The following is an 18,113-nucleotide window of genomic DNA, read 5'->3' on the forward strand; positions in this document are numbered from 1 at the left end:
GGGGTCAGTCCCGCCGCAGCCGGTACGCGCTCAGGGCGAGCCCGAGTTCCACGAGGTCGGCCGGGCGCGCGAGGCTGCGCCCGGTCAGCTGCTCGCAGCGGCGCAGCCGGTTGAGCACGGTGTTGCGGTGGCAGTAGAGGCGGGCGGCGGCGCGCTGCGCGGAGCCGTCGCAGTCCAGCCAGACGGTCAGGGTGTCGAGCAGGAGGCCGCGGTCGGCGGGCGGCAGGACGAGCAGCGGGCCGAGCACCCGGTCGGCGAGGAGCCGGCCCAGTCCGGGGGCGGCGGCGACGAGGGCGGCGGGCAGTTCGTCGTCGAGGAGCACGGTGCCGCCGGCCGCGGGGCAGATGCGCAGGGCGGTCTCGGCGAGCCGCCGGGCGGCGCCGACCGCGGCGAGGCCGTCGACGGCGGGGCTGACCCCGATCCGCAGTCCCGGGACGCGGTCCGTCGTCGCGCGGCAGGCGGCGGCGAGTCCGGCGCTGGTCCGGTCCGTGAGGGGGACGATGCCGCGCCGCCCGTCGGGGCCCGGGTGCCACACCGCCCGCGGTTCGCCGGGCAGCACGGGCGGCGCGCCCGGCCCGCCCGCGACGAGCACCACCGCGTACCGGCCCCGCTCGGGCAGGTTCAACTCGGCGGCGGCCGCGGGCAGATCGGCGATGCGCGTGGCGCCGTCGAGGAGGGCGGCGGCTCTCAGGCGGCGCCGGTTGTCGCGCCGCCAGGTCAGTTCGCGCTCGGCCTGCCGGTAGGCGTCGGCCACGCAGGCGCAGTGCTCGTCGACGAAGCCACGGACGTCGGCGGCGAGGTGGACGAGCAGGTGGGCGTCCTCGGGCCGCTGGACGGTGACCTCGTCGATCAGGGCGTGCCAGATCAGGGCGCCGCCGAGCCGGAAGGCGTGCAGCACGGCGTCGAGCGGCAGGCCGGACGCGGCGCGCTCGGCACCGATCCGGGCCGAGCAGGCGCGGGCGGCCGGGCGCGAGCGGGCCGGGTCGAGCAGGGAGCCGACGCTGTGCCGCAGCGAGCGCTGCACCTCCCGGCGCACCTCGGCGGGGTCGGCCTCGATCGCGGCGCGGTAGGCGGGCTCCCGCTCCCGCAGCTGTGCCACCAGCCGGTCGGTGAGCGCGGGGAGCCGGCCCATCAGCGGGAGCGCCGCGCGACGCAGCACTCCCACCGCCGCGGGCGTGGTGGCGGGCTTGGGGCGTACGAGGTGCGCGGGCATCGGTCCTCCACGGTTCGGCTCGCGCCGGGGCGCGGCGGCTCCGCCCCGGGCCCGCAGAATGGCATACCGTCCAGTCGGTCTCCAGCCCCCGGAAGAAAACGATGCGGTACGGGGATGTGGCGGGCGGCGCGCGGTCCCCGGCGACGGGGGCCGGTCAGGAGGCGGTGGCGGGGCGTTCCGCGCGGTGCACGAGCCGGGCCAGCTCGACGCGCGAGCGTACGCCGAGCTGGGCGAAGACGTTGCGCAGGTGGTGGTCCACGGTGCGCGGGCTCACCGAGAGGCGGCGGGCGACCTCGCGGTTGGTGTCGCCCTCGGCGACGCAGTGCGCGATGCGCAGTTGCTGCGGGGTCAGCTCGGCCAGTTCCGGGCTGGGCCGACCGTAGCCGGGCGCCTCGCCGGTGGCCCGCAGTTCGGCGGCCGTCTGCGCGGCCCAGACCGAAGCGCCGCACCGCTCGAAGGCGACCAGGGCGTCGCGCAGCAGCACCCTGGCGCGGGCCGGTCTGCGGGTGCGGCGCAGCCACTTGCCGTACAGGGCGGCGGTGCGGGCCCGCTCGAAGTCGCCGCCGCCCGTGCGGTCGTGGCGGGCCAGGGCCTCGCCGAAGCGGTCGTCGCCGGGGTCGAGGAGGGCCTGGCAGCGGGCGAGTTGGGCCGGGGCCTGCGGGTCGTATCCGCGCTCGGCCCACACGGCGAACTCCGCGACGGCCTCGCGGGCCCCGCCCGGCTCACCCGCCGCGGCCGCCGCCTCCACGAGGCAGGGCACGGCGAGCATCCGCACCGCGAAGTGGCCGCCGCGCGGCCCCGGCCCGGTCAGCGGGGCGAGCCGGGCCGTCGCCTCGGCGGCCCGGCCGCGCGCCAGATCGGCCCGGGCCAGCGCCCACTGGGCGAGCGTCGCCGTCTGTACGAGGCCGTGCCGGTCGGCGATGTGCTGGGCGGCCGAGGCGTGCCGGGCGACGATGCCGGTGTCGCTGTCCAGGGAGGCGACCAGGGCGAGGATGGCGTGCTGGCCCGCGACGAGGTTGCGCTGCCCGCCGGCGCGGGCGGTGGCAAGCCCCTCCTCGGCGTGGGCGCGGGCGCGGGCGTGGCGTCCCGAGCGCAGTTCTCCGTAGGCGAGCAGTTCCAGGGCCCGGGGCACTTCGGGCGCCGCGTCCCGGGCGCGGGCCGCGGCGAGCGCCCTGCTGCCGATCCGGCAGGCGGCGTCGACCCGCCCGGCGACGAGGGCGGCGGCTCCGGCCCGCAGCAGCACGTCCGGCTCCCCCTCCTCGGCGCACGCGGCCCGCTCGACGACGCGGGCCAGGGCGGCCCGGCCGGCCAGGAAGCGCTCGCCGAGCGAGGCGGACATGCCGAGGCGGTAGTCGAGGACGGCGCCGGGTCCCGGCGGGATCCCCTGGACGCCGACGATCTCCCGGTACCCCTCCGCGTCGCCGAGCGCCCAGGTCGCTTCCGCCGCCGCGAGCCGGGCGTCGAGGGCCGGTCCCGGGGCGCTCTGCCCGGCGGCCAGCAGCAGGGACTCGCGGGCGTCGGCCACGGGTCCGTCGCGCAGCGCGAGCAGGCCGTGGACCAGCGCGGCCTGCCCGCGTACAGGGTCGGGGACCGCCGACTCGGCGGCCCGGTCGAGGAGTTCGCGGGCCCGCGCCGCTCGGCCCGCGCGCCGGTAGCGGTCGGCCGCCGCGACCAGACGGGCCGCCCGCACCGCCGGGTCCGGTGCGAGTCCGGCGGCGAGGGCCAGCGCCGTGGCCCGCTCCCCCGCGGGCGGGCCCGGCTCCGCCGCCGCGGCGGCCAGTTCGGCGCCGAGCCGTTCGTCCGGGTACGGCGTCGCGAGCACCCGGTGCAGCAGGCCCGCCGGGCGCTGCCGCTCCCCCGTGGCGGCCTCGGCCAGCAGACGGTGCGCCTCCCTGCGCCGGGCGGGCGGCTCCGCCGTGTACCGGGCGCGCGGGTCCGGCAGGCGCAGCCGTCCGTCGGCGTCGCGGGTCAGGCCCGCGCGTGCGGCGGCGTCCAGGGCGTGCGCGTCGAGTCCGGCGGCCGTCGCGGCCCGCAGCACGAGCCCCGCGTCGGCGCCGGGTCCCTCCGGGTCGGCCTCGTACGCGGCGGCGGTCAGCAACAGCACGCTCATGCCGGTCACCCGGACCACGCTAGACGTGCGCCGTCCCGCACCCGACACCGATTGGTCCCGCCCCCAACCACCACGCGAGGACACTGTGCCCCCGCACAACCCTCTGGAGCGCGGCTCCGGTGGGGGCTGGTCGCGCAGTTCCCCGCGCCCCTGAGGCATGCGCTGACGCGCGGCCTCCCCTTGAGGCTGCGCTTCGCGCGCCTCCGAGGAAGGGCGGGTGGCGCGCCTCTGATGAGATGGCGCACGCAGTGCGCATCTCAGGGGCGCGGGGAACTGCGCGAGAAGCGGCCACCGGGCGCCAGCCGGGCGACAACCCGACAAAAGCGCAGGCCCACCCACCCGCAGGCCCGCACGGAGTGCTCAGCGCACCGGGCAACCAGCCTCGCGCAGGGAGGACTTCACCTCTCCGATGCGCAGGTCACCGAAGTGGAAGACGGACGCCGCGAGCACGGCATCGGCCCCCGCCGCGACGGCCGGCGCGAAGTGATCGAGACGCCCGGCGCCGCCCGAGGCGATCACCGGCACGGACACATGCTTGCGTACGGCCGAGATCATCTCCAGGTCGTACCCGTCCTTGGTGCCGTCGGCGTCCATCGAGTTGAGCAGAATCTCCCCGGCCCCCAGCTCGGCGGCCTGATGCGCCCACTCGACGGCGTCGATCCCGGCGGACCGCCGCCCGCCGTGCGTCGTCACCTCGAACGACCCGGACTCGGTGCGCCGCGCGTCCACGGAGAGGACCAGCACCTGCCGCCCGAACCGCTCGGCGATCTCCCGGATCAGCTCCGGCCGGGCGATGGCCGCCGTGTTGACGCCCACCTTGTCGGCCCCGGCGCGCAGCAGCTTGTCCACGTCCTCGGCGGTGCGCACACCGCCGCCCACGGTGAGCGGGATGAAGACCTGCTCGGCGGTGCGGCGCACCACGTCGTAGGTGGTCTCCCGGTTGCCGGAGGAGGCGGTGATGTCCAGGAACGTCAGCTCGTCGGCGCCCTCGGCGTCGTACACCTTCGCCATCTCGACGGGGTCGCCCGCGTCGCGCAGGTTCTGGAAGTTGACGCCCTTGACGACCCGCCCGTTGTCCACGTCGAGACACGGGATGACGCGTACCGCGAGGCTCACCGCGCGTCTCCTGTCTGCGGGCGGAACGCCTCGACCTCGACCTCCACGACCAGCGACGGGTCGACGAAGCCGGAGATGATCAGCATCGACGCGACGGGGCGGACGGTGTCGAACAGCTCCTTGTGGGCCCGGCCGACCTCGTCCACGTCCCGCGCGTGCGTGATGTACATGCGGGTGCGCACGACGTCGTCGCGGCCGAGGCCCAGCTCGCCCAGCGCCTCGATCGCCACGTTGAAGGCGTTCTTCGTCTGCTCGTACGGGCCGCCCTCGGAGATCACGCCGTTGACGACGGAGGTGCAGCCGGCGACCAGCACGAGACCGTTGGGGAGTTCGACGGTGCGGGCGTACCCGAACGCCTCCTCCCAGGGGGCACCGGACTGGGTCCGGCGGACGGCGTCGCTCATACGGAGACCGCCTCCAGCGCCTCCTCCAGCGTGAACGCCTTGGCGTACAGCGCCTTGCCGACGATGGAGCCCTCGACGCCCAGCGGCACCAGCTCGGCGATGGCGCGCAGGTCGTCGAGGGAGGAGACGCCGCCGGAGGCGACGACCGGGCGGTCCGTGGCCGCGCACACGTTCTTCAGCAGCTCCAGGTTCGGGCCCTGGAGCGTGCCGTCCTTGGCGATGTCGGTGACGACATAGCGGGAGCAGCCCTCGGAGTTGAGGCGCTCCAGGGTCTCGTAGAGGTCGCCGCCGTCGCGGGTCCAGCCGCGGCCGCGCAGCGTGGTGCCGCGCACGTCGAGGCCGACGGCGATCTTGTCGCCGTGCTCGGCGATGACCTTGGCGACCCACTCGGGGGTCTCCAGGGCAGCGGTGCCGAGGTTGACGCGGGTGCAGCCGGTGGCGAGGGCGGCGGCGAGCGTGTCGTCGTCGCGGATGCCGCCGGACAGCTCCACCTTGATGTCCATGGCCTCGGTGACCTCGCGGATCAGCGCGCGGTTGTCGCCGGTGCCGAACGCGGCGTCGAGGTCGACCAGGTGCAGCCACTCGGCGCCGGAGGACTGCCAGGCGAGGGCGGCCTCCAGCGGGGAGCCGTAGGAGGTCTCGGAGCCGGACTCGCCATGGACAAGGCGGACCGCCTGGCCGTCACGGACGTCGACCGCGGGGAGGAGTTCGAGCTTGCTCATGGTCAAAGGGTTCCGATCCAGTTCTTCAACAGCTGGGCTCCGGCGTCGCCGGACTTCTCGGGGTGGAACTGCGTCGCCCACAGCGCGCCGTTCTCGACGGCGGCCACGAAGGGCTCGCCGTGGGTCGACCAGGTGACCTTGGGGGCACGGATATGGGGGTTCTTGACCTCCATGTCCCAGTGCTGGACGGCGTAACTGTGCACGAAGTAGAAGCGCTCGTCGCTGCCGACACCCGCGAACAGCTCGCTGTCCTCGGGTGCGTCGACGGTGTTCCAGCCCATGTGCGGGACGACGTCGGCCTTCAGCGGTTCGACGACGCCGGGCCATTCGTCGAGGCCCTCGGCCTCGACGCCGTGCTCGATGCCTCGCGCGAACAGGATCTGCATGCCGACGCAGATGCCCATCACGGGCCGCCCGCCGGACAGCCGGCGCCCGACGATCCAGTCGCCGCGCGCCTCCTTCAGCCCGTTCATGCAGGCGGCGAAGGCGCCCACGCCGGGGACGAGGAGGCCGTCGGCGTTCATCGCCCTGTCGTAGTCGCGGGTGATCTCGACGTCGGCGCCCGCGCGGGCGAGGGCGCGCTCGGCGGAGCGCACGTTCCCGAAGCCGTAGTCGAAGACGACAACTTTTTTGTCTGTCATGGCCGTCAGTTCCAGTAGTCGAGCCGCAGCACGCCCGCGACGAGGCACAGGCCGGCGCTGATCGACAGCAGGGTGATGAGGCTCTTGCCCATGCCCTGCTTGGTGAACGAGATGATGCCGCCGACCAGGAAGAGGCCGACGAGGATGAGGACGGTCGCGAGGCCGTTCATGACTAGAGGGCACCCTTCGTCGAGGGGAGGATGCCGGCCGCGCGCGGGTCGCGCTCGGAGGCGTAGCGCAGCGCGCGGGCGAGGGCCTTGAACTGGCACTCCACGATGTGGTGCGCGTTGCGCCCGTACGGTACGTGGACGTGGAGGGCGATCTGCGCCTGCGCGACGAACGACTCCAGGATGTGCCGGGTCATCGTCGTGTCGTACTCGCCGATCATCGGCGCCATCTTCTCGGGCTCGGTGTGCACGAGGTAGGGGCGGCCGGAGAGGTCGACGGTGACCTGGGCGAGCGACTCGTCCAGCGGGACGGTGCAGTTGCCGAAGCGGTAGATGCCGACCTTGTCGCCGAGCGCCTGCTTGAAGGCGGCGCCGAGGGCGAGGGCGGTGTCCTCGATGGTGTGGTGCGAGTCGATGTGCAGGTCGCCCTCGGTCTTGACCGTGAGGTCGAAGAGGCCGTGGCGGCCGAGCTGGTCGAGCATGTGGTCGTAGAAGCCGACCCCCGTCGACACGTCGACCTTGCCGCTGCCGTCGAGGTCGATCTCGACGAGGACCGAGGTCTCCTTGGTCGTACGTTCTACGCGTCCTACGCGGCTCATGCGCCGAACTCCTTCTTCACTTCACGGGCCGCGTCCAGGAACGCGTCGTTCTCTTCGGGGGTGCCGACCGACATGCGCAGCCGTCCCGGCACTCCGTTGTCACGGATCAGGACGCCGCGGTCGAGGATGAACCGCCAGACGGCGTGCGGGTCGTCGAAGACGCCGAACTGGATGAAGTTGGCGTCGGCGACGGTCACGTCGAAGCCGAGCCCCTTCAGCTCCTCGACCACGCGGTCGCGCTCGGCCTTCAGCTGCTCGACGTACTGGAGCAGGGTGTCGGTGTACTCCAGGGCGGCGAGCGCCGTCGCCTGGTTGACGGCCGACAGGTGGTAGGGCAGGCGCACCAGCTGGACCGCGTCGACCACGGCCGGGTCGGCGGCGAGGTAGCCGAGGCGCAGGCCCGCGGCGCCGAACGCCTTCGACATGGTGCGCGAGACGACGAGGTTCGGGCGGCCCTCGATCAGTTCGAGCAGGGAGGCGCCGTGGCTGAACTCGGTGTACGCCTCGTCGACGATCACCATGGCGTCCCGGCCGGCCGCCTCGTACAGCGCGAGGACGTCCTCGCGGGCCACGGCGTTGCCGGTGGGGTTGTTGGGGCTGGTGATGAAGACGACGCTGGGGCGGTGGGTGCGGATCGCCTCGACGGCGCCGGGCACGTCCAGCGAGAAGTCGTCCTTGCGCGGGGCGCTGACCCAGCCGGTGTTGGTGCCGCGGGCGAGCAGCGGGTGCATCGAGTACGAGGGCTCGAAGCCGAGGGCGGTGCGGCCGGGGCCGCCGAACGCCTGGAGGAGCTGCTGGAGCACCTCGTTCGACCCGTTGGCCGCCCAGACCTGTTCGTACGTGACCTCGTGGCCGGTCGTACGGGTCAGGTACCGGGCCAGCTCGGTGCGCAGCTCCACCGCGTCCCGGTCGGGGTAGCGGTTGAGGGTGCGGGCCGCGTCCGCGACCCGCTCGGCGATGCGCGCGACGAGCGGCTCGGGCAGCGGGTACGGGTTCTCGTTCGTGTTCAGCCGGACGGCGACGTCGAGCTGGGGCGCGCCGTAAGGGGACTTGCCGCGCAGTTCGTCGCGTACGGGAAGGTCGTCGATGTGCGTCACTTGTCCGTCGGCACCTTCCATCCGAAGCGGGCCTTGACGGCGGCGCCGTGCGCGGGCAGGTCCTCGGCCTCGGCCAGCGTCACCACGGTGTGGGCGACCTCGGCGAGAGCGTCCTTCGTGTAGTCGACGATGTGGATGCCGCGCAGGAAGGACTGGACGGACAGGCCGGAGGAGTGGCAGGCGCAGCCGCCGGTCGGCAGGACGTGGTTGGACCCGGCGGCGTAGTCCCCGAGGGAGACCGGCGCCCACGGGCCGACGAAGATCGCGCCCGCGTTCTTCACGCGCTGGGCTCGGGCGGCGGCGTCCGCCGTCTGGATCTCCAGGTGCTCGGCGCCGTACGCGTCGACGACCTTGAGGCAGTCGTCGAGCGAGTCCACGAGGACGATCGCGGACTGCTCGCCCTTGAGGGCGGGCAGGATGCGGTCCTCGACGTGCTTGGTCGCGGCGACCTGCGGCGCCAGCTCGCGCTCGACGGCGGCGGCCAGCTCCTCGCTGTCGGTGACGAGGACGGCGGCGGCCAGCGGGTCGTGCTCGGCCTGGCTGATCAGGTCGGAGGCGACGTGCGCCGGGTCGGCGGTGGCGTCGGCGAGGACCGCGATCTCGGTCGGGCCGGCCTCGGCGTCGATGCCGATCCGGCCGGTGAAGTAGCGCTTGGCGGCGGCGACCCAGATGTTCCCCGGGCCGGTCACCATGTTCGCGGGCGGGCAGGACTCGGTGCCGTACGCGAACATCGCGACGGCGGTGGCGCCGCCCGCCGCGTACACCTCGTCGACGCCGAGCAGCGCGCAGGCCGCCAGGATCGTCGGGTGCGGCAGGCCGCCGAACTCCTTCTGCGGCGGGGAGGCGAGCGCGATCGACTCGACGCCGGCCTCCTGCGCCGGTACGGCGTTCATGATCACGGACGACGGGTAGACGGACCGGCCGCCGGGCGCGTACAGGCCGACGCGCTCGACCGGCACCCACTTCTCGGTGACCGAGCCACCGGGCACGACCTGCGTGGTGTGGCCGGTACGGCGCTGCTCGCGGTGGACGACGCGGGCCCGGCGGATGGACTCCTCCAGGGCCGCGCGGACGGCCGGGTCGAGGTCGGCGAGGGCCTTGGCCAGGGCCTCGGCCGGCACCCGCACCGACTCCAGCGTCACTCCGTCGAACTTCTCCCCGTACTCGATCAGCGCCGCGTCGCCGCGATGATGCACGTCCTCGCAGATCGGACGCACCTTCTCCAGGGCGGCCGAGACGTCGAAGTCGGCTCGGGGCAGCAGCGAGCGCAGGGCCTGGCCCTCGGGGAGGGCGGCGCCGCGCAGATCGATTCGAGAGATCACGCACCAATTCTCTCAGACGCGCCTTTGCCGCCGGTCGCCCGTATCAGTGACTGATACACGTGCGGTTTCGGCCGATGTTCGGGGACCGGAGGAAGACCTTCACCCCTGGCGTTCAAGCTGTCACCGAGCGGGCATGACCGGTCGTACACAACCTGTGAGCGGCAGATGCCGATGGGACGCGCGCAACGCCCGGGACGTGCCGGCGCGACGGAACGTGAGGACGTACGGGGAGGCAGGACAGGCGTGGTCGACGGGACGACGGCCTGCGGCGGCGATGGCGACGTGCCGGACGGGCTGACCGCGGCGGAGGTGGGGATGTGGCAGGCGTTCCGCAATGGAAGCCTCTACGACCTGCGGTCGGGCCGCATGGACGCCGACGATCCGCACGGCGGGCACCCCTGGGGGCCTGAGCGCAGCGTGCGCGGGCGGATCGTGGCGTGGCTGCTGCTCGACGGTCCGCCGGCCCTGGACGGCCGGGTGTCGTCGCTGAAGCTCCAGGGCGTGCAGATCACGGACACGCTCGATCTCGCGGGGGGCACGATCGAGCCGTACGTGGAGCTGAAGGACTGCCGCTTCGAGAAGGAGGTGCTGCTGCCGGAGGCGCACTTCACCACGCTGCGGCTGGTGAACTGCTCGGTGCCGCGTCTGGAGGCCGCCCGGGTGCACACCGAGGGCGATCTGCATCTGGCCCGCTCCCGGTTCCACACCGGCGTCCGGCTCACCGACGCGCACATCGGCACGGACCTGCTGCTCAACCAGGCGGTGGCGTTCCGCGACCGGACCGGCAAGTCGATCGCCGGGGACGGGATGTCGGTCGGCCAGGACCTCCAGGCCGAGATGCTGGAGACGCACGGCGAGCTGAGCCTGCGCGGCGCGACCGTGGGCGTCTCGCTGTCCCTGCGCGGCAGCCGGCTGAGCAACACGCACGGGCGGCGCGCGCTGAACGCCCCGCAGCTGACGGTCGAGCGCACCCTGTACCTGACCCCCGCCGGGGTGGGGGGCAACCCGCTCCAGTCCAACGGCACCCCGGCCCGCGGCACCCGGGTGCAGCGGTTCGAGTGCGTGGGCGGCCTGCGCCTCGACGACGGGCGCTTCGGCGACGCCATCGACCTGGAAGCGGCCCGCTTCACGCTCCAACACGACCAGGAGCTGTCCCTGCGCCGCGTCCAGACCCCCGAGCTGCGCTTCACCGGGGAGCGGCCGGAGCGCGGTGTCGTCGTGCTGAGCGGCGCGAGGGTCGTCAATCTGGTCGACAAGGCGACGAGCTGGCCGCTCGCGGGGCAGTTCCGGGTCAGCGGCTTCACGTACGAGAACCTGATCCCGATCGGCGCCTTCCCGCTGCGCCGCAGGCTGTGCTGGCTCTCCGACGCCACGCCCGAGTACCGGCCCGAGCCGTACGAGCAGCTCGCCACCATCCTGCGCAACAGCGGGGAGGACGCCGACGCCCGCGAGGTGCTGCTCGCCAAGCAGCGCCGGCGCCGCGAGACGCTGCCGGTGGCGGCCAAGGTATGGGGCTACATGCAGGACTGGACGGTCGCCTACGGGTACCGGCCGGGCCGGGCCGCCGTCTGGATGGCCGTGCTCTGGGCGGTCAGCGCGGTCGCCTTCAGCCGTGCCCACCATCCGCCGATACAGCCGGGCCAGGGCCCGCGCTGGGACCCGGCCCTCTTCGCCCTCGACCTGCTGCTCCCGGTGATCGACCTGGGGCAGGAGCACAGTTGGCGGCTCACCGACGGCTGGCAGTGGCTGGCGGCCGTCCTGATCATGCTCGGCTGGATCCTGGCCACCACAGTGGCAGCGGGCGCCACCCGCCTGCTCCGCAGGAACTAGCCCCGCCGGCACGGGGCGAGCGCTCATCGGGCCCGCACCCCGGCCCCACCCGCCCGGCACGGTCACAGCCCGACCCGTGACCACGACCCCGCCCCAAACCGTTACCCACCCACAAGCAACCATGGCCCCCCAGAGCCCGTCATCCCAGGGCAGCGACAAGGCCCGCCGAAAAGGAGGACGCGGACATGCCCCTGCTCCGCGCCCTCATCCGCACAGCCCGCATGATCCGCCACACGGCGTCCCTGGCCGAAGGCCTCCCCCCGGACGACGACATCCTCCTCGACGCCCCCGACGCCCGCCTCGCCACCGCCCTGGCCGCCGCGGGCCACACCGAGTACGGCCCGGCCGCGAAGCTCCTCGCCCACACCCGCGAGGCCGCCGAGTGGGAGAACCGCGACCGGTACGTCCAGCGCCTCGCCGCCTTCGCCGCCGCCCGCCCCGAATGGTTCACGGCCTGGCAGTCGGCGGCCCCGCACGACCCCGACCTGCTCCTGGTCAAGGCGGAGGTCGCGGTGGCCCGCGCCTTCGGCTCCCCGGCCCGCGCCGAACTGCTCCGCGACGTCACCCCGCTGATCCTGGCCGCGGCCGACGCCGACCGCAGCGACCCGGTCCCCTGGCGCCTCGCCCTGGACCACGCCCGCGGCGCGAACGCCCCGCACACCGTCTTCGAGGAGCTGTGGGCCCAGGCGGTGCGCCGCTCCACGCACCACTACGGCTGCCACGTCGCGGCCCTGCAGTACCTGTCGGCCGCCTGGTACGGCTCGCACGCGGAGTGCTTCGACTTCGCCGAGCGCGCCGCCGAGGACGCGCTGCCCGGCTCCCTGCTCCAGGCCCTCCCGGCCCGCGCCGCCTTCGCCTATCTCACCGATCAGTCCCCGCGCGGCATCCCGCGGGCCCGCCTGGACGCGGCGGCCGATCTCGCCGTCGGGCTCTCGGCCACGTACGACGGCGCGGACCCCTGGCCCGCCGAGGTGCGCAATCTGCTGGCCTGCGTCCTGATCCAGCTCGAACGCTGGCAGGACGCCCTGGACCAGCTGCGGCTCATCGGCCCGTACGCGACCTCGTTCCCCTGGGACCGGCTCTCCGACGACCCGCTGGGCGAGTTTCTGCACCTGCGCGACGGCGTCCGTCTGGAGGTCGCGGCGGCGCTCCCGCTGCTCGGCGGCGAGCGGACCTCCGGCGACCATTACTCTTGACCGTCGTGACCACCGTCCGGCTTCCGCTCTTCCCGCTCAACTCGGTGCTGTTCCCCGGGCTCGTGCTCCCGCTGAACATCTTCGAGGAGCGTTACCGCGCCCTGATGCGCGACCTGCTGAAGGACTCTCCTTCCGGGCCCGCCGACTCCGACGACCCCGACGACGACCCGGCCGTCTCCGACGAGCCCCGCAACTTCGTGGTCGTGGCGATCCGCGACGGCCACGAGGTCGCGCCGAGCGCCGCCGGCATGCCGGACGACCTCACCACGAAGGAGGCCGGCGCGGGCCCGGCGGCGGGCTTCGGCGACGACCCGATCAGCTCCTTCCACACCGTCGGCTGCATCGCCGACGCGGCGACGATCCGCGAGCGCGCCGACGGCAGCTTCGAGGTGCTCGCGACCGGCACCCAGCGCGTCGAGCTGCACTCGGTGGACGCCTCGGGCCCGTACCTCACCGCGGAGGTGGAGGTGCTGCCGGACGACGACGGCGACGAGGCGGGAGCCCTGGCCGAGGGCGTGCTGCGCGCGTTCCGGTCGTACCAGAAGCGGCTCGCCGGGGCCCGCGAGCGGACCCTGACCACGGGCGCGGAGCTGCCGGACGAGCCGTCGGTGGTGTCCTACCTGGTCGCCGCGGCCGCGGTGCTCGACGTACCGACGCGGCAGCGGCTCCTGGAGGCCGGTGACGTGGCGTCCCGGCTGCGCGAGGAGCTGAAGCTGCTGCGCGCCGAGACGGCGATCATCCGGCATCTGCCGTCGCTGCCCGCGACGGACCTCACCAGACAGGCGACCAGCCTCAACTGACCCGAAGGGCACGGCACGTTGGCGAAGAAGTCCAAGAAGCAGCAGCAGTCCGGCGGTACTCCGGCGACGGTCGCGCTGACGGCCGCGGGCACCGCCTTCACCGTGCACTCCTACGAGCACGACCCGGCCCATCCCAGTTACGGCGAGGAGGCGGCCGAGGCGATGGGCGTCTCCCCCGACCGGGTCTTCAAGACGCTCGTCGCGGACGTCGACGGCCGGCTCACCGTCGCCGTCGTCCCGGTGGCGGGCCAGCTCGACCTGAAGGCGCTCGCGGCGGCGGTCGGCGGCAAGCGGGCCGCGATGGCCGACCCGGCGCTCGCCGAGCGCACCACGGGCTACGTACGCGGTGGCATCTCCCCGCTCGGGCAGCGCAAGAAGCTGCCGACGGTCATCGACGCGTCGGCCGCGGAGCACCCGACCATCTGTGTGTCGGCGGGCCGCCGCGGCCTGGAGGTCGAACTGGCCGCCGCGGATCTGGCGGCGCTCACCGGCGCGGTGCTCGCGCCCGTCGGGCGTGCGTGACCCCTCGACGGACCGCGCCGCTTCGGCTAAGCACCAAGGACATGTCGAAGAGGACGCGCAAGCGCAAGTGGCGGATCAAGAAGGGCAAGGCCAATCACGGGCGCAGGCCCGCCTGACGTTCAGTGCCTCGCACAGCCGGCCGGGGACGCGGTCCGTCGACCGTGTCCCCGGCCGGGCTCGCGCCGGTCACATCGAGGAGCCCTGGGCCTCCGGTCCCGGCGCCGCGTCCGTGCCCCGCGGCGCGTAGTACTCCGCGTACGGGTCGGGGTCGCGGGGGCCGAACAGTCCGGTGAGCGCGAGGTGGACGACCATCGCGGCCAGCGGCCACGCGAGCAGCGCGCCCTTGGCCTTCAGTTCGAGGGGCGCGTCGAACACGACGCCCTTGCCGACCTCCTTGGCGTGGGCGGCGACGTCCCGCGTCGGTCCCAGCCAGATCCCGAACCGCCAGGCGAGCACCCCGCCGAGCAGCGCGCCCAGCGCGAGCGCCACGACGATCCCGATGCCGCCGCGCCGCCGCCACAGGAAGACGAGCAGGGCGGTCACGGCGCCGAACGCCAGTCCGAGCAGCGCGAACGTGCCGTCGATCCCGATGGCCTGCTCGCCCTCGCTGTCCTTGAGGTAGACGGCCGTGCTGTCGGAGACGAGCGGGACGCGCGGCGCGAGCCACAGCCACAGGACGCCGAGGAGCAGCCCGAACAGGGCGACACCGACGAACACGACGACGGCCTCGCGCAGCTCGGCCTTCAGTCCTGGCCCGTCCTCGCGTGCCGGGGACGGCGCGGGCGGCGGCAGATGCCCGGCCATCGGGTCCGGGGCCTGCCACGGGTTTCCGTGCCCGTTGTCGTCCGGGGGTTGATGCGGCGGCGGTGTCAGCGGTGCGGTCACCCTGCCATCGTGCCAGGCGTGTCGGCCGGGCGCGTCACCGGACGGCCGCCCGACGGTACGCCCAGGTCGCCACGGCCAGCGAGGCGACGCCGACGGCGGCACAGACGCCCAGGTCGAGCAGGACGGCGGCCCAGTCGGGGTGGTCGCCGAAGGTGCGGGCGAAGGCCTCGACGCCGTACGTGGACGGCAGCAGATCGCGGGCGTAGCGCACCGCTTCGGGCATCCGGTCGGCGGGCAGCACGCCGAGCAGCAGCGCCGCGGACATGCCCAACTGGCCGAGCAGGGTGGCCAGTTCCGGCCGGGGCGCGAGCAGTCCGAGCGCGGCGCCGAGTCCGGCGAGGGCGGCCCCGGCGAGCGGGATCACGGCGGCGAGCACCCACAGATGGGCGAGCGGCAGATCGAACATGGCGCAGCCGACGACCGCGGTGACCAGGGTGCCCGGCACGGTGAACGACGCGTACGCGCCCGCCGCGCCCAGGACCACGGAGGCGGGCGGCACCGGCAGCGTCGCGTAGTGGTCGAGTCCGCCGGCGGCGCGCAGCTGGCCAAAGTACTGGGCCAGCAGGTTCAGCGCGACGAACGCCACGACCAGCACGGCGGACCCGGCGACGACGGCCTGCGCCTCGCGGCCGCCCTCGTCGACGACGCCCCGCATCAGGATCATGATCCCGATGGACTGGAAGGTCGCCACGAAGAGCAGCGGGATCCGGGCCACCCGGGCCCGGGAGAGCTGGGCGCGGTAGACGGCGGCGAGGGACGGCAGGAACCGGGCCCGTGGCGCGAGCCCGTCCTCGCCGCGGCCGGCGCCGGGGTCGGCGGTGACGGCCGGTTCCACGGCCCGGACCGCGTCGGCGGATACGACACTCATGCCTTCACCAGGCCCTTCACGCCGCTGCGGCTGCCGCCGAGCGCCAAGTACACGTCCTCCAGGCTCGGGGTGGCGAGCGTGAAGTCGTCGAGGAAGTCGAAGGCCGGGCCGCCGGTGACGGCGGCGACGGCGCGGCGGGCCTCGTCGGGGGCGAGCCGCAGCGACCAGCGCCGCCCGGACTCGACGGCGTGCTCGCGCAGCCGTGCGACCTCGGCCAGCTCCGTCGGCGCCTCCTGGCGCCACACCAGCTCGACCCGCACCTCGCCGGCGACGCGCTCCTTGAGCCCGGCGGGGGTGTCGCAGGCGATGACGCGGCCCTGGTCCATCACGGCGACCCGGTCGAGGACGGTCTCGGCCTCGATGACGTTGTGGGTGACGAGCAGCACGGTGGCGCCGCGCTCGGCGCGTCTGCGGTCCACGGCCGCCCAGACGGCCCGGCGGGCGACAGGGTCCATGCCGGTGGTGGGCTCGTCGAGCACGAGCAGCGGCCGCTCGCCGACGAGGACGGCGGCGAAGCAGGCGAGCCGCCGCTGCCCGCCGGAGAGCTTCTTGAGCGGCCGCCCGGCGATGGCGGCGATGCCCAGTTCGTCGAGGACGTCGTCGCGCTCGGCCCGGGCGTCCTTGAGGCTGAGCCCGCGCAGCCGCCCGGTGGTCTCGGCGGCGAGGGAGACGGTGAGCTCGTCGAGGGCGGTCGACTCCTGGCCGAGGTAGGCGAGGATCCGCGAGGCCCGCTCCGGATGGCGCACGATGTCGTGCCCGAGGATCTCGACGCTTCCGGCGTCCGGCCGCATGAGCCCGGTCAGCTGTCGTACGAGGGTGGACTTGCCGGCGCCGTTCGGCCCGAGCAGGCCGAAGATCTCGCCGCGCGCGATGTCGAGCCGGACCTCGTCGGTGGCCCGCACCGCGGGCGTCCCGGGCGTCCCACGCCGCCCGCGCGAGGCCGGATACGTCTTCCGCAGCCCGCGCACCGAGCACACGACGGCACCCCTGTCATGCTCCAGGGCGGGCTCACCGGTGCGCGTACTCACGAGGAACGAGAGTACGGGGTCGGAGGCCGCACATTGCGCGCGGGTGCGGCAAAAAGCGCCCTGAAGGGGCGCGGGGAACGGCGCGACCAGCCACAACGCACCCGCGGACGGCACTCGGCGCCGACACGGCAGACGGCAAGGCGCACCCGGCGCTCAATCCCCCGCGGCAGCGTGCTCGGCACCGGTCCGCACATCGACCTCCCGCCAGAACCCGGCCCGGATCGCGTACCGGTCGTGTTCGTCGATCTGGTCGTCCTTGTGGGCGAGCAGCCCGAACCGCGCGGCGTACCGGAGCAGCTCGCCGTCGATGCGGTGCGGCACCCGGGGGTACATGGTCGACAGCTTCTGCAGCTGTGTCTGGTCGCCGAGGCGGCCCATCCAGCGCCGGGCGAACACCTGCCCCACCTCGTACGGGTCGCCGCCGACCGTGGTGATGTCCTCCTCGCGGTCGGCCCAGCGCTGCTCGGCGGTGGTGAGCTGGGCCAGGGTCGGCAGCGACGCGGAATCCGGGGGCTCGCCGCCCCCGCCGGGCCGCTCGACCCAGCCCTTGTCGGAGGACCAGCGCAGCGTCGCGTTGGCCGGGTGCTGCGCGGGCTGGGTGCCGGGCGCGCGCAGGGCGGCCAGGTCCTTCGGGGTGGGGACGCCCTTGACGGCGCCGGAGCGGTCCTCGGGGTCGCTCTCGGCCCGCTCGGCGCGCTCGGCGGGGGCGTGCTGGACGAGCGGCGCGTCGGCGTCCCGGTCGGCGAGGCGCCCGGCGGCGGCCGGCGCGGACTCGGGCAGCGGCGCGGAGAGGATCGCGGCGATCTCGGGGCGCGGGGCGGGCGGCGGGGCGCAGATGCCGCCGAGTTCCTTGGCGCGGACGGCCTTGGTGATCCAGGTCCGGTCGAGCACCCGCCGCTCGTCGGCCTCGGCGACCAGGTCCTCGGACTGGTTGTAGTCGCCGTCGGCGGCCTGGACGGCCCACAGGTGGACGGCGACGCCGTGCTCCTTGGCGGCCATCATGCCGGGCAGCAGATCGCCGTCGCCGGTGACCAGGACGACGTCGGAGCAGGCCCGGTTGCGCGCCAGCTCGGTCAGCTCGGCGTGCATGGCGGCGTCGACGCCCTTCTGCGCCCAGCGTCCGTCGCTGCGGGTCAGGGCGCCGAGCCGGACGGTGACCCGGGGCATCACGCGCAGCCTGCGGTGTTCGGGCTGCGGAACCCGGTCGGGGGCGCCGTCGAACCAGTAGATGCGCAGCAGCTGGCGCTCGGTCTCGGACTCGGCGCGCTCGCGCAGCCCCTGGATGAGGGCGGTGTGGTCGACATGGATCCGGGACCGGGAGGGCTCGCCCGCGAGGAGACTCGCGGCAGCACCCAGCAGATACCCGGCGTCCACCAGGACGATGCAACGGTCCATGCGGTCCACCCTCTTTCGCCGACACGCCCGTGCGTTCGCTTCGGGTTTCCTTCGAGTCTGCCCGACAGCGCGGGCCTTAACGGCCCGAACTCGATCTTCGGCGTGGCGGAAGCCGTGAAGGTGGCGCGAACCGGACCCGATCCCTGGATCACACACGGTAATAGTCCGAAATGCGGTCTTGTTCCCGCTATGTGAATC

General features: G+C 74.2%; 18 protein-coding genes. 4 read left to right on the forward strand and 14 right to left on the reverse strand.

Translation table 11 applies throughout. From position 1 onward, the window contains the following. Positions 1 to 4: 4 nt before the first annotated feature. From ABII15_RS10485 to hisD, 10 genes are all read right to left on the reverse strand, one after another. Positions 5 to 1,213, reverse strand: coding sequence for a helix-turn-helix domain-containing protein (locus ABII15_RS10485; RefSeq protein WP_353942022.1), 1,209 nt, complete (start codon positions 1,211 to 1,213; stop codon positions 5 to 7). A 154-nt stretch (positions 1,214 to 1,367) separates the two neighbouring features. Then, positions 1,368 to 3,323, reverse strand: coding sequence for a helix-turn-helix transcriptional regulator (locus tag ABII15_RS10490; RefSeq protein WP_353947015.1), 1,956 nt, complete (start codon positions 3,321 to 3,323; stop codon positions 1,368 to 1,370). A 360-nt stretch (positions 3,324 to 3,683) separates the two neighbouring features. Beyond that, positions 3,684 to 4,439, reverse strand: coding sequence for an imidazole glycerol phosphate synthase subunit HisF (gene hisF, locus ABII15_RS10495; protein ID WP_353942023.1), 756 nt, complete (start codon positions 4,437 to 4,439; stop codon positions 3,684 to 3,686). Further along, positions 4,436 to 4,843 carry a RidA family protein gene (locus ABII15_RS10500; RefSeq protein ID WP_353942024.1) on the reverse strand — a complete coding sequence of 136 codons (408 nt, stop codon included), beginning with the start codon at positions 4,841 to 4,843 and terminating at the stop codon, positions 4,436 to 4,438. Before ABII15_RS10500 ends, hisF begins: the two co-directional genes overlap by 4 nt. Continuing rightward, positions 4,840 to 5,565 carry a bifunctional 1-(5-phosphoribosyl)-5-((5-phosphoribosylamino)methylideneamino)imidazole-4-carboxamide isomerase/phosphoribosylanthranilate isomerase PriA gene (gene priA / locus ABII15_RS10505; protein WP_353942025.1) on the reverse strand — a complete coding sequence of 242 codons (726 nt, stop codon included), beginning with the start codon at positions 5,563 to 5,565 and terminating at the stop codon, positions 4,840 to 4,842. The genes ABII15_RS10500 and priA overlap by 4 nt, the downstream gene beginning before the upstream one ends. A gap of 2 nt (positions 5,566 to 5,567) precedes the next feature. Then, the gene (hisH, locus tag ABII15_RS10510) at positions 5,568 to 6,206 is read right to left on the reverse strand and encodes an imidazole glycerol phosphate synthase subunit HisH (RefSeq protein ID WP_353942026.1); all 639 of its coding nucleotides are present in this window, start codon (positions 6,204 to 6,206) and stop codon (positions 5,568 to 5,570) included. 5 nt (positions 6,207 to 6,211) lie between these two features. After that, a complete protein-coding gene (locus tag ABII15_RS10515; protein WP_181512474.1) occupies positions 6,212 to 6,376 on the reverse strand; it encodes a hypothetical protein in 165 nt (54 codons plus the stop codon). Positions 6,377 to 6,378: 2 nt separating this feature from the next. Beyond that, positions 6,379 to 6,972: an imidazoleglycerol-phosphate dehydratase HisB gene (hisB, locus tag ABII15_RS10520; protein WP_351443705.1), complete on the reverse strand. Its 594-nt coding sequence runs from the start codon at positions 6,970 to 6,972 to the stop codon at positions 6,379 to 6,381. After that, positions 6,969 to 8,069: a histidinol-phosphate transaminase gene (locus ABII15_RS10525; protein ID WP_353942027.1), complete on the reverse strand. Its 1,101-nt coding sequence runs from the start codon at positions 8,067 to 8,069 to the stop codon at positions 6,969 to 6,971. The genes hisB and ABII15_RS10525 overlap by 4 nt, the downstream gene beginning before the upstream one ends. Further along, complete coding sequence (gene hisD / locus ABII15_RS10530) at positions 8,066 to 9,391, reverse strand: histidinol dehydrogenase (RefSeq protein ID WP_353942028.1); 1,326 nt, start codon at positions 9,389 to 9,391, stop codon at positions 8,066 to 8,068. Before hisD ends, ABII15_RS10525 begins: the two co-directional genes overlap by 4 nt. A gap of 315 nt (positions 9,392 to 9,706) precedes the next feature. Here hisD and ABII15_RS10535 point away from each other — a divergent pair, with 315 nt between their 5' ends. From ABII15_RS10535 to ybaK, 4 genes are all read left to right on the forward strand, one after another. Next, positions 9,707 to 11,221 carry an oxidoreductase gene (locus tag ABII15_RS10535; RefSeq protein WP_353947016.1) on the forward strand — a complete coding sequence of 505 codons (1,515 nt, stop codon included), beginning with the start codon at positions 9,707 to 9,709 and terminating at the stop codon, positions 11,219 to 11,221. A gap of 185 nt (positions 11,222 to 11,406) precedes the next feature. Next, positions 11,407 to 12,417, forward strand: coding sequence for a hypothetical protein (locus ABII15_RS10540; protein WP_353942029.1), 1,011 nt, complete (start codon positions 11,407 to 11,409; stop codon positions 12,415 to 12,417). Positions 12,418 to 12,422: 5 nt separating this feature from the next. Further along, positions 12,423 to 13,217 carry an LON peptidase substrate-binding domain-containing protein gene (locus tag ABII15_RS10545; protein ID WP_353942030.1) on the forward strand — a complete coding sequence of 265 codons (795 nt, stop codon included), beginning with the start codon at positions 12,423 to 12,425 and terminating at the stop codon, positions 13,215 to 13,217. Between the two features lie 18 nt (positions 13,218 to 13,235). Continuing rightward, complete coding sequence (ybaK, locus tag ABII15_RS10550) at positions 13,236 to 13,739, forward strand: Cys-tRNA(Pro) deacylase (RefSeq protein WP_353942031.1); 504 nt, start codon at positions 13,236 to 13,238, stop codon at positions 13,737 to 13,739. Positions 13,740 to 13,925: 186 nt separating this feature from the next. Here the strand turns inward: ybaK and ABII15_RS10555 are convergent, their stop codons facing one another. The 4 genes from ABII15_RS10555 to ABII15_RS10570 form a co-directional block, all read right to left on the reverse strand. Beyond that, entirely contained in the window at positions 13,926 to 14,624 is a 699-nt protein-coding gene (locus ABII15_RS10555) for a DUF2567 domain-containing protein (RefSeq protein WP_353942032.1), read from the reverse strand. Between the two features lie 34 nt (positions 14,625 to 14,658). Further along, positions 14,659 to 15,492, reverse strand: coding sequence for an ABC transporter permease (locus tag ABII15_RS10560; protein WP_353942033.1), 834 nt, complete (start codon positions 15,490 to 15,492; stop codon positions 14,659 to 14,661). Continuing rightward, the gene (locus ABII15_RS10565) at positions 15,489 to 16,469 is read right to left on the reverse strand and encodes an ABC transporter ATP-binding protein (protein WP_353947017.1); all 981 of its coding nucleotides are present in this window, start codon (positions 16,467 to 16,469) and stop codon (positions 15,489 to 15,491) included. Before ABII15_RS10565 ends, ABII15_RS10560 begins: the two co-directional genes overlap by 4 nt. 204 nt (positions 16,470 to 16,673) lie before the next feature. After that, positions 16,674 to 17,915, reverse strand: a complete 1,242-nt coding sequence (locus tag ABII15_RS10570; protein ID WP_353942034.1) for an NYN domain-containing protein — start codon at positions 17,913 to 17,915, stop codon at positions 16,674 to 16,676. Positions 17,916 to 18,113: the final 198 nt, after the last annotated feature.

This window comes from Streptomyces sp. HUAS MG91 (assembly GCF_040529335.1).
In the GTDB taxonomy this organism is placed as follows: Bacteria; Actinomycetota; Actinomycetes; order Streptomycetales; family Streptomycetaceae; genus Streptomyces; species Streptomyces tabacisoli.

Bases quoted from the DNA above. Each gene is read 5' to 3' on its own strand.
- ABII15_RS10535 (WP_353947016.1), top strand. From the start codon at position 9,707: ATGTGGCAGGCGTTCCGCAATGGAAGCCTCTACGACCTGCGGTCGGGC.
- ABII15_RS10500 (WP_353942024.1), bottom strand. From the start codon at position 4,843: ATGAGCGACGCCGTCCGCCGGACCCAGTCCGGTGCCCCCTGGGAGGAG.
- ABII15_RS10570 (WP_353942034.1), bottom strand. From the start codon at position 17,915: ATGGACCGTTGCATCGTCCTGGTGGACGCCGGGTATCTGCTGGGTGCT.
- ABII15_RS10515 (WP_181512474.1), bottom strand. From the start codon at position 6,376: ATGAACGGCCTCGCGACCGTCCTCATCCTCGTCGGCCTCTTCCTGGTC.
- ABII15_RS10560 (WP_353942033.1), bottom strand. From the start codon at position 15,492: ATGAGTGTCGTATCCGCCGACGCGGTCCGGGCCGTGGAACCGGCCGTC.
- ABII15_RS10490 (WP_353947015.1), bottom strand. From the start codon at position 3,323: ATGAGCGTGCTGTTGCTGACCGCCGCCGCGTACGAGGCCGACCCGGAG.
- priA (WP_353942025.1), bottom strand. From the start codon at position 5,565: ATGAGCAAGCTCGAACTCCTCCCCGCGGTCGACGTCCGTGACGGCCAG.
- hisB (WP_351443705.1), bottom strand. From the start codon at position 6,972: ATGAGCCGCGTAGGACGCGTAGAACGTACGACCAAGGAGACCTCGGTC.
- hisH (WP_353942026.1), bottom strand. From the start codon at position 6,206: ATGACAGACAAAAAAGTTGTCGTCTTCGACTACGGCTTCGGGAACGTG.
- ABII15_RS10540 (WP_353942029.1), top strand. From the start codon at position 11,407: ATGCCCCTGCTCCGCGCCCTCATCCGCACAGCCCGCATGATCCGCCAC.
- ABII15_RS10485 (WP_353942022.1), bottom strand. From the start codon at position 1,213: ATGCCCGCGCACCTCGTACGCCCCAAGCCCGCCACCACGCCCGCGGCG.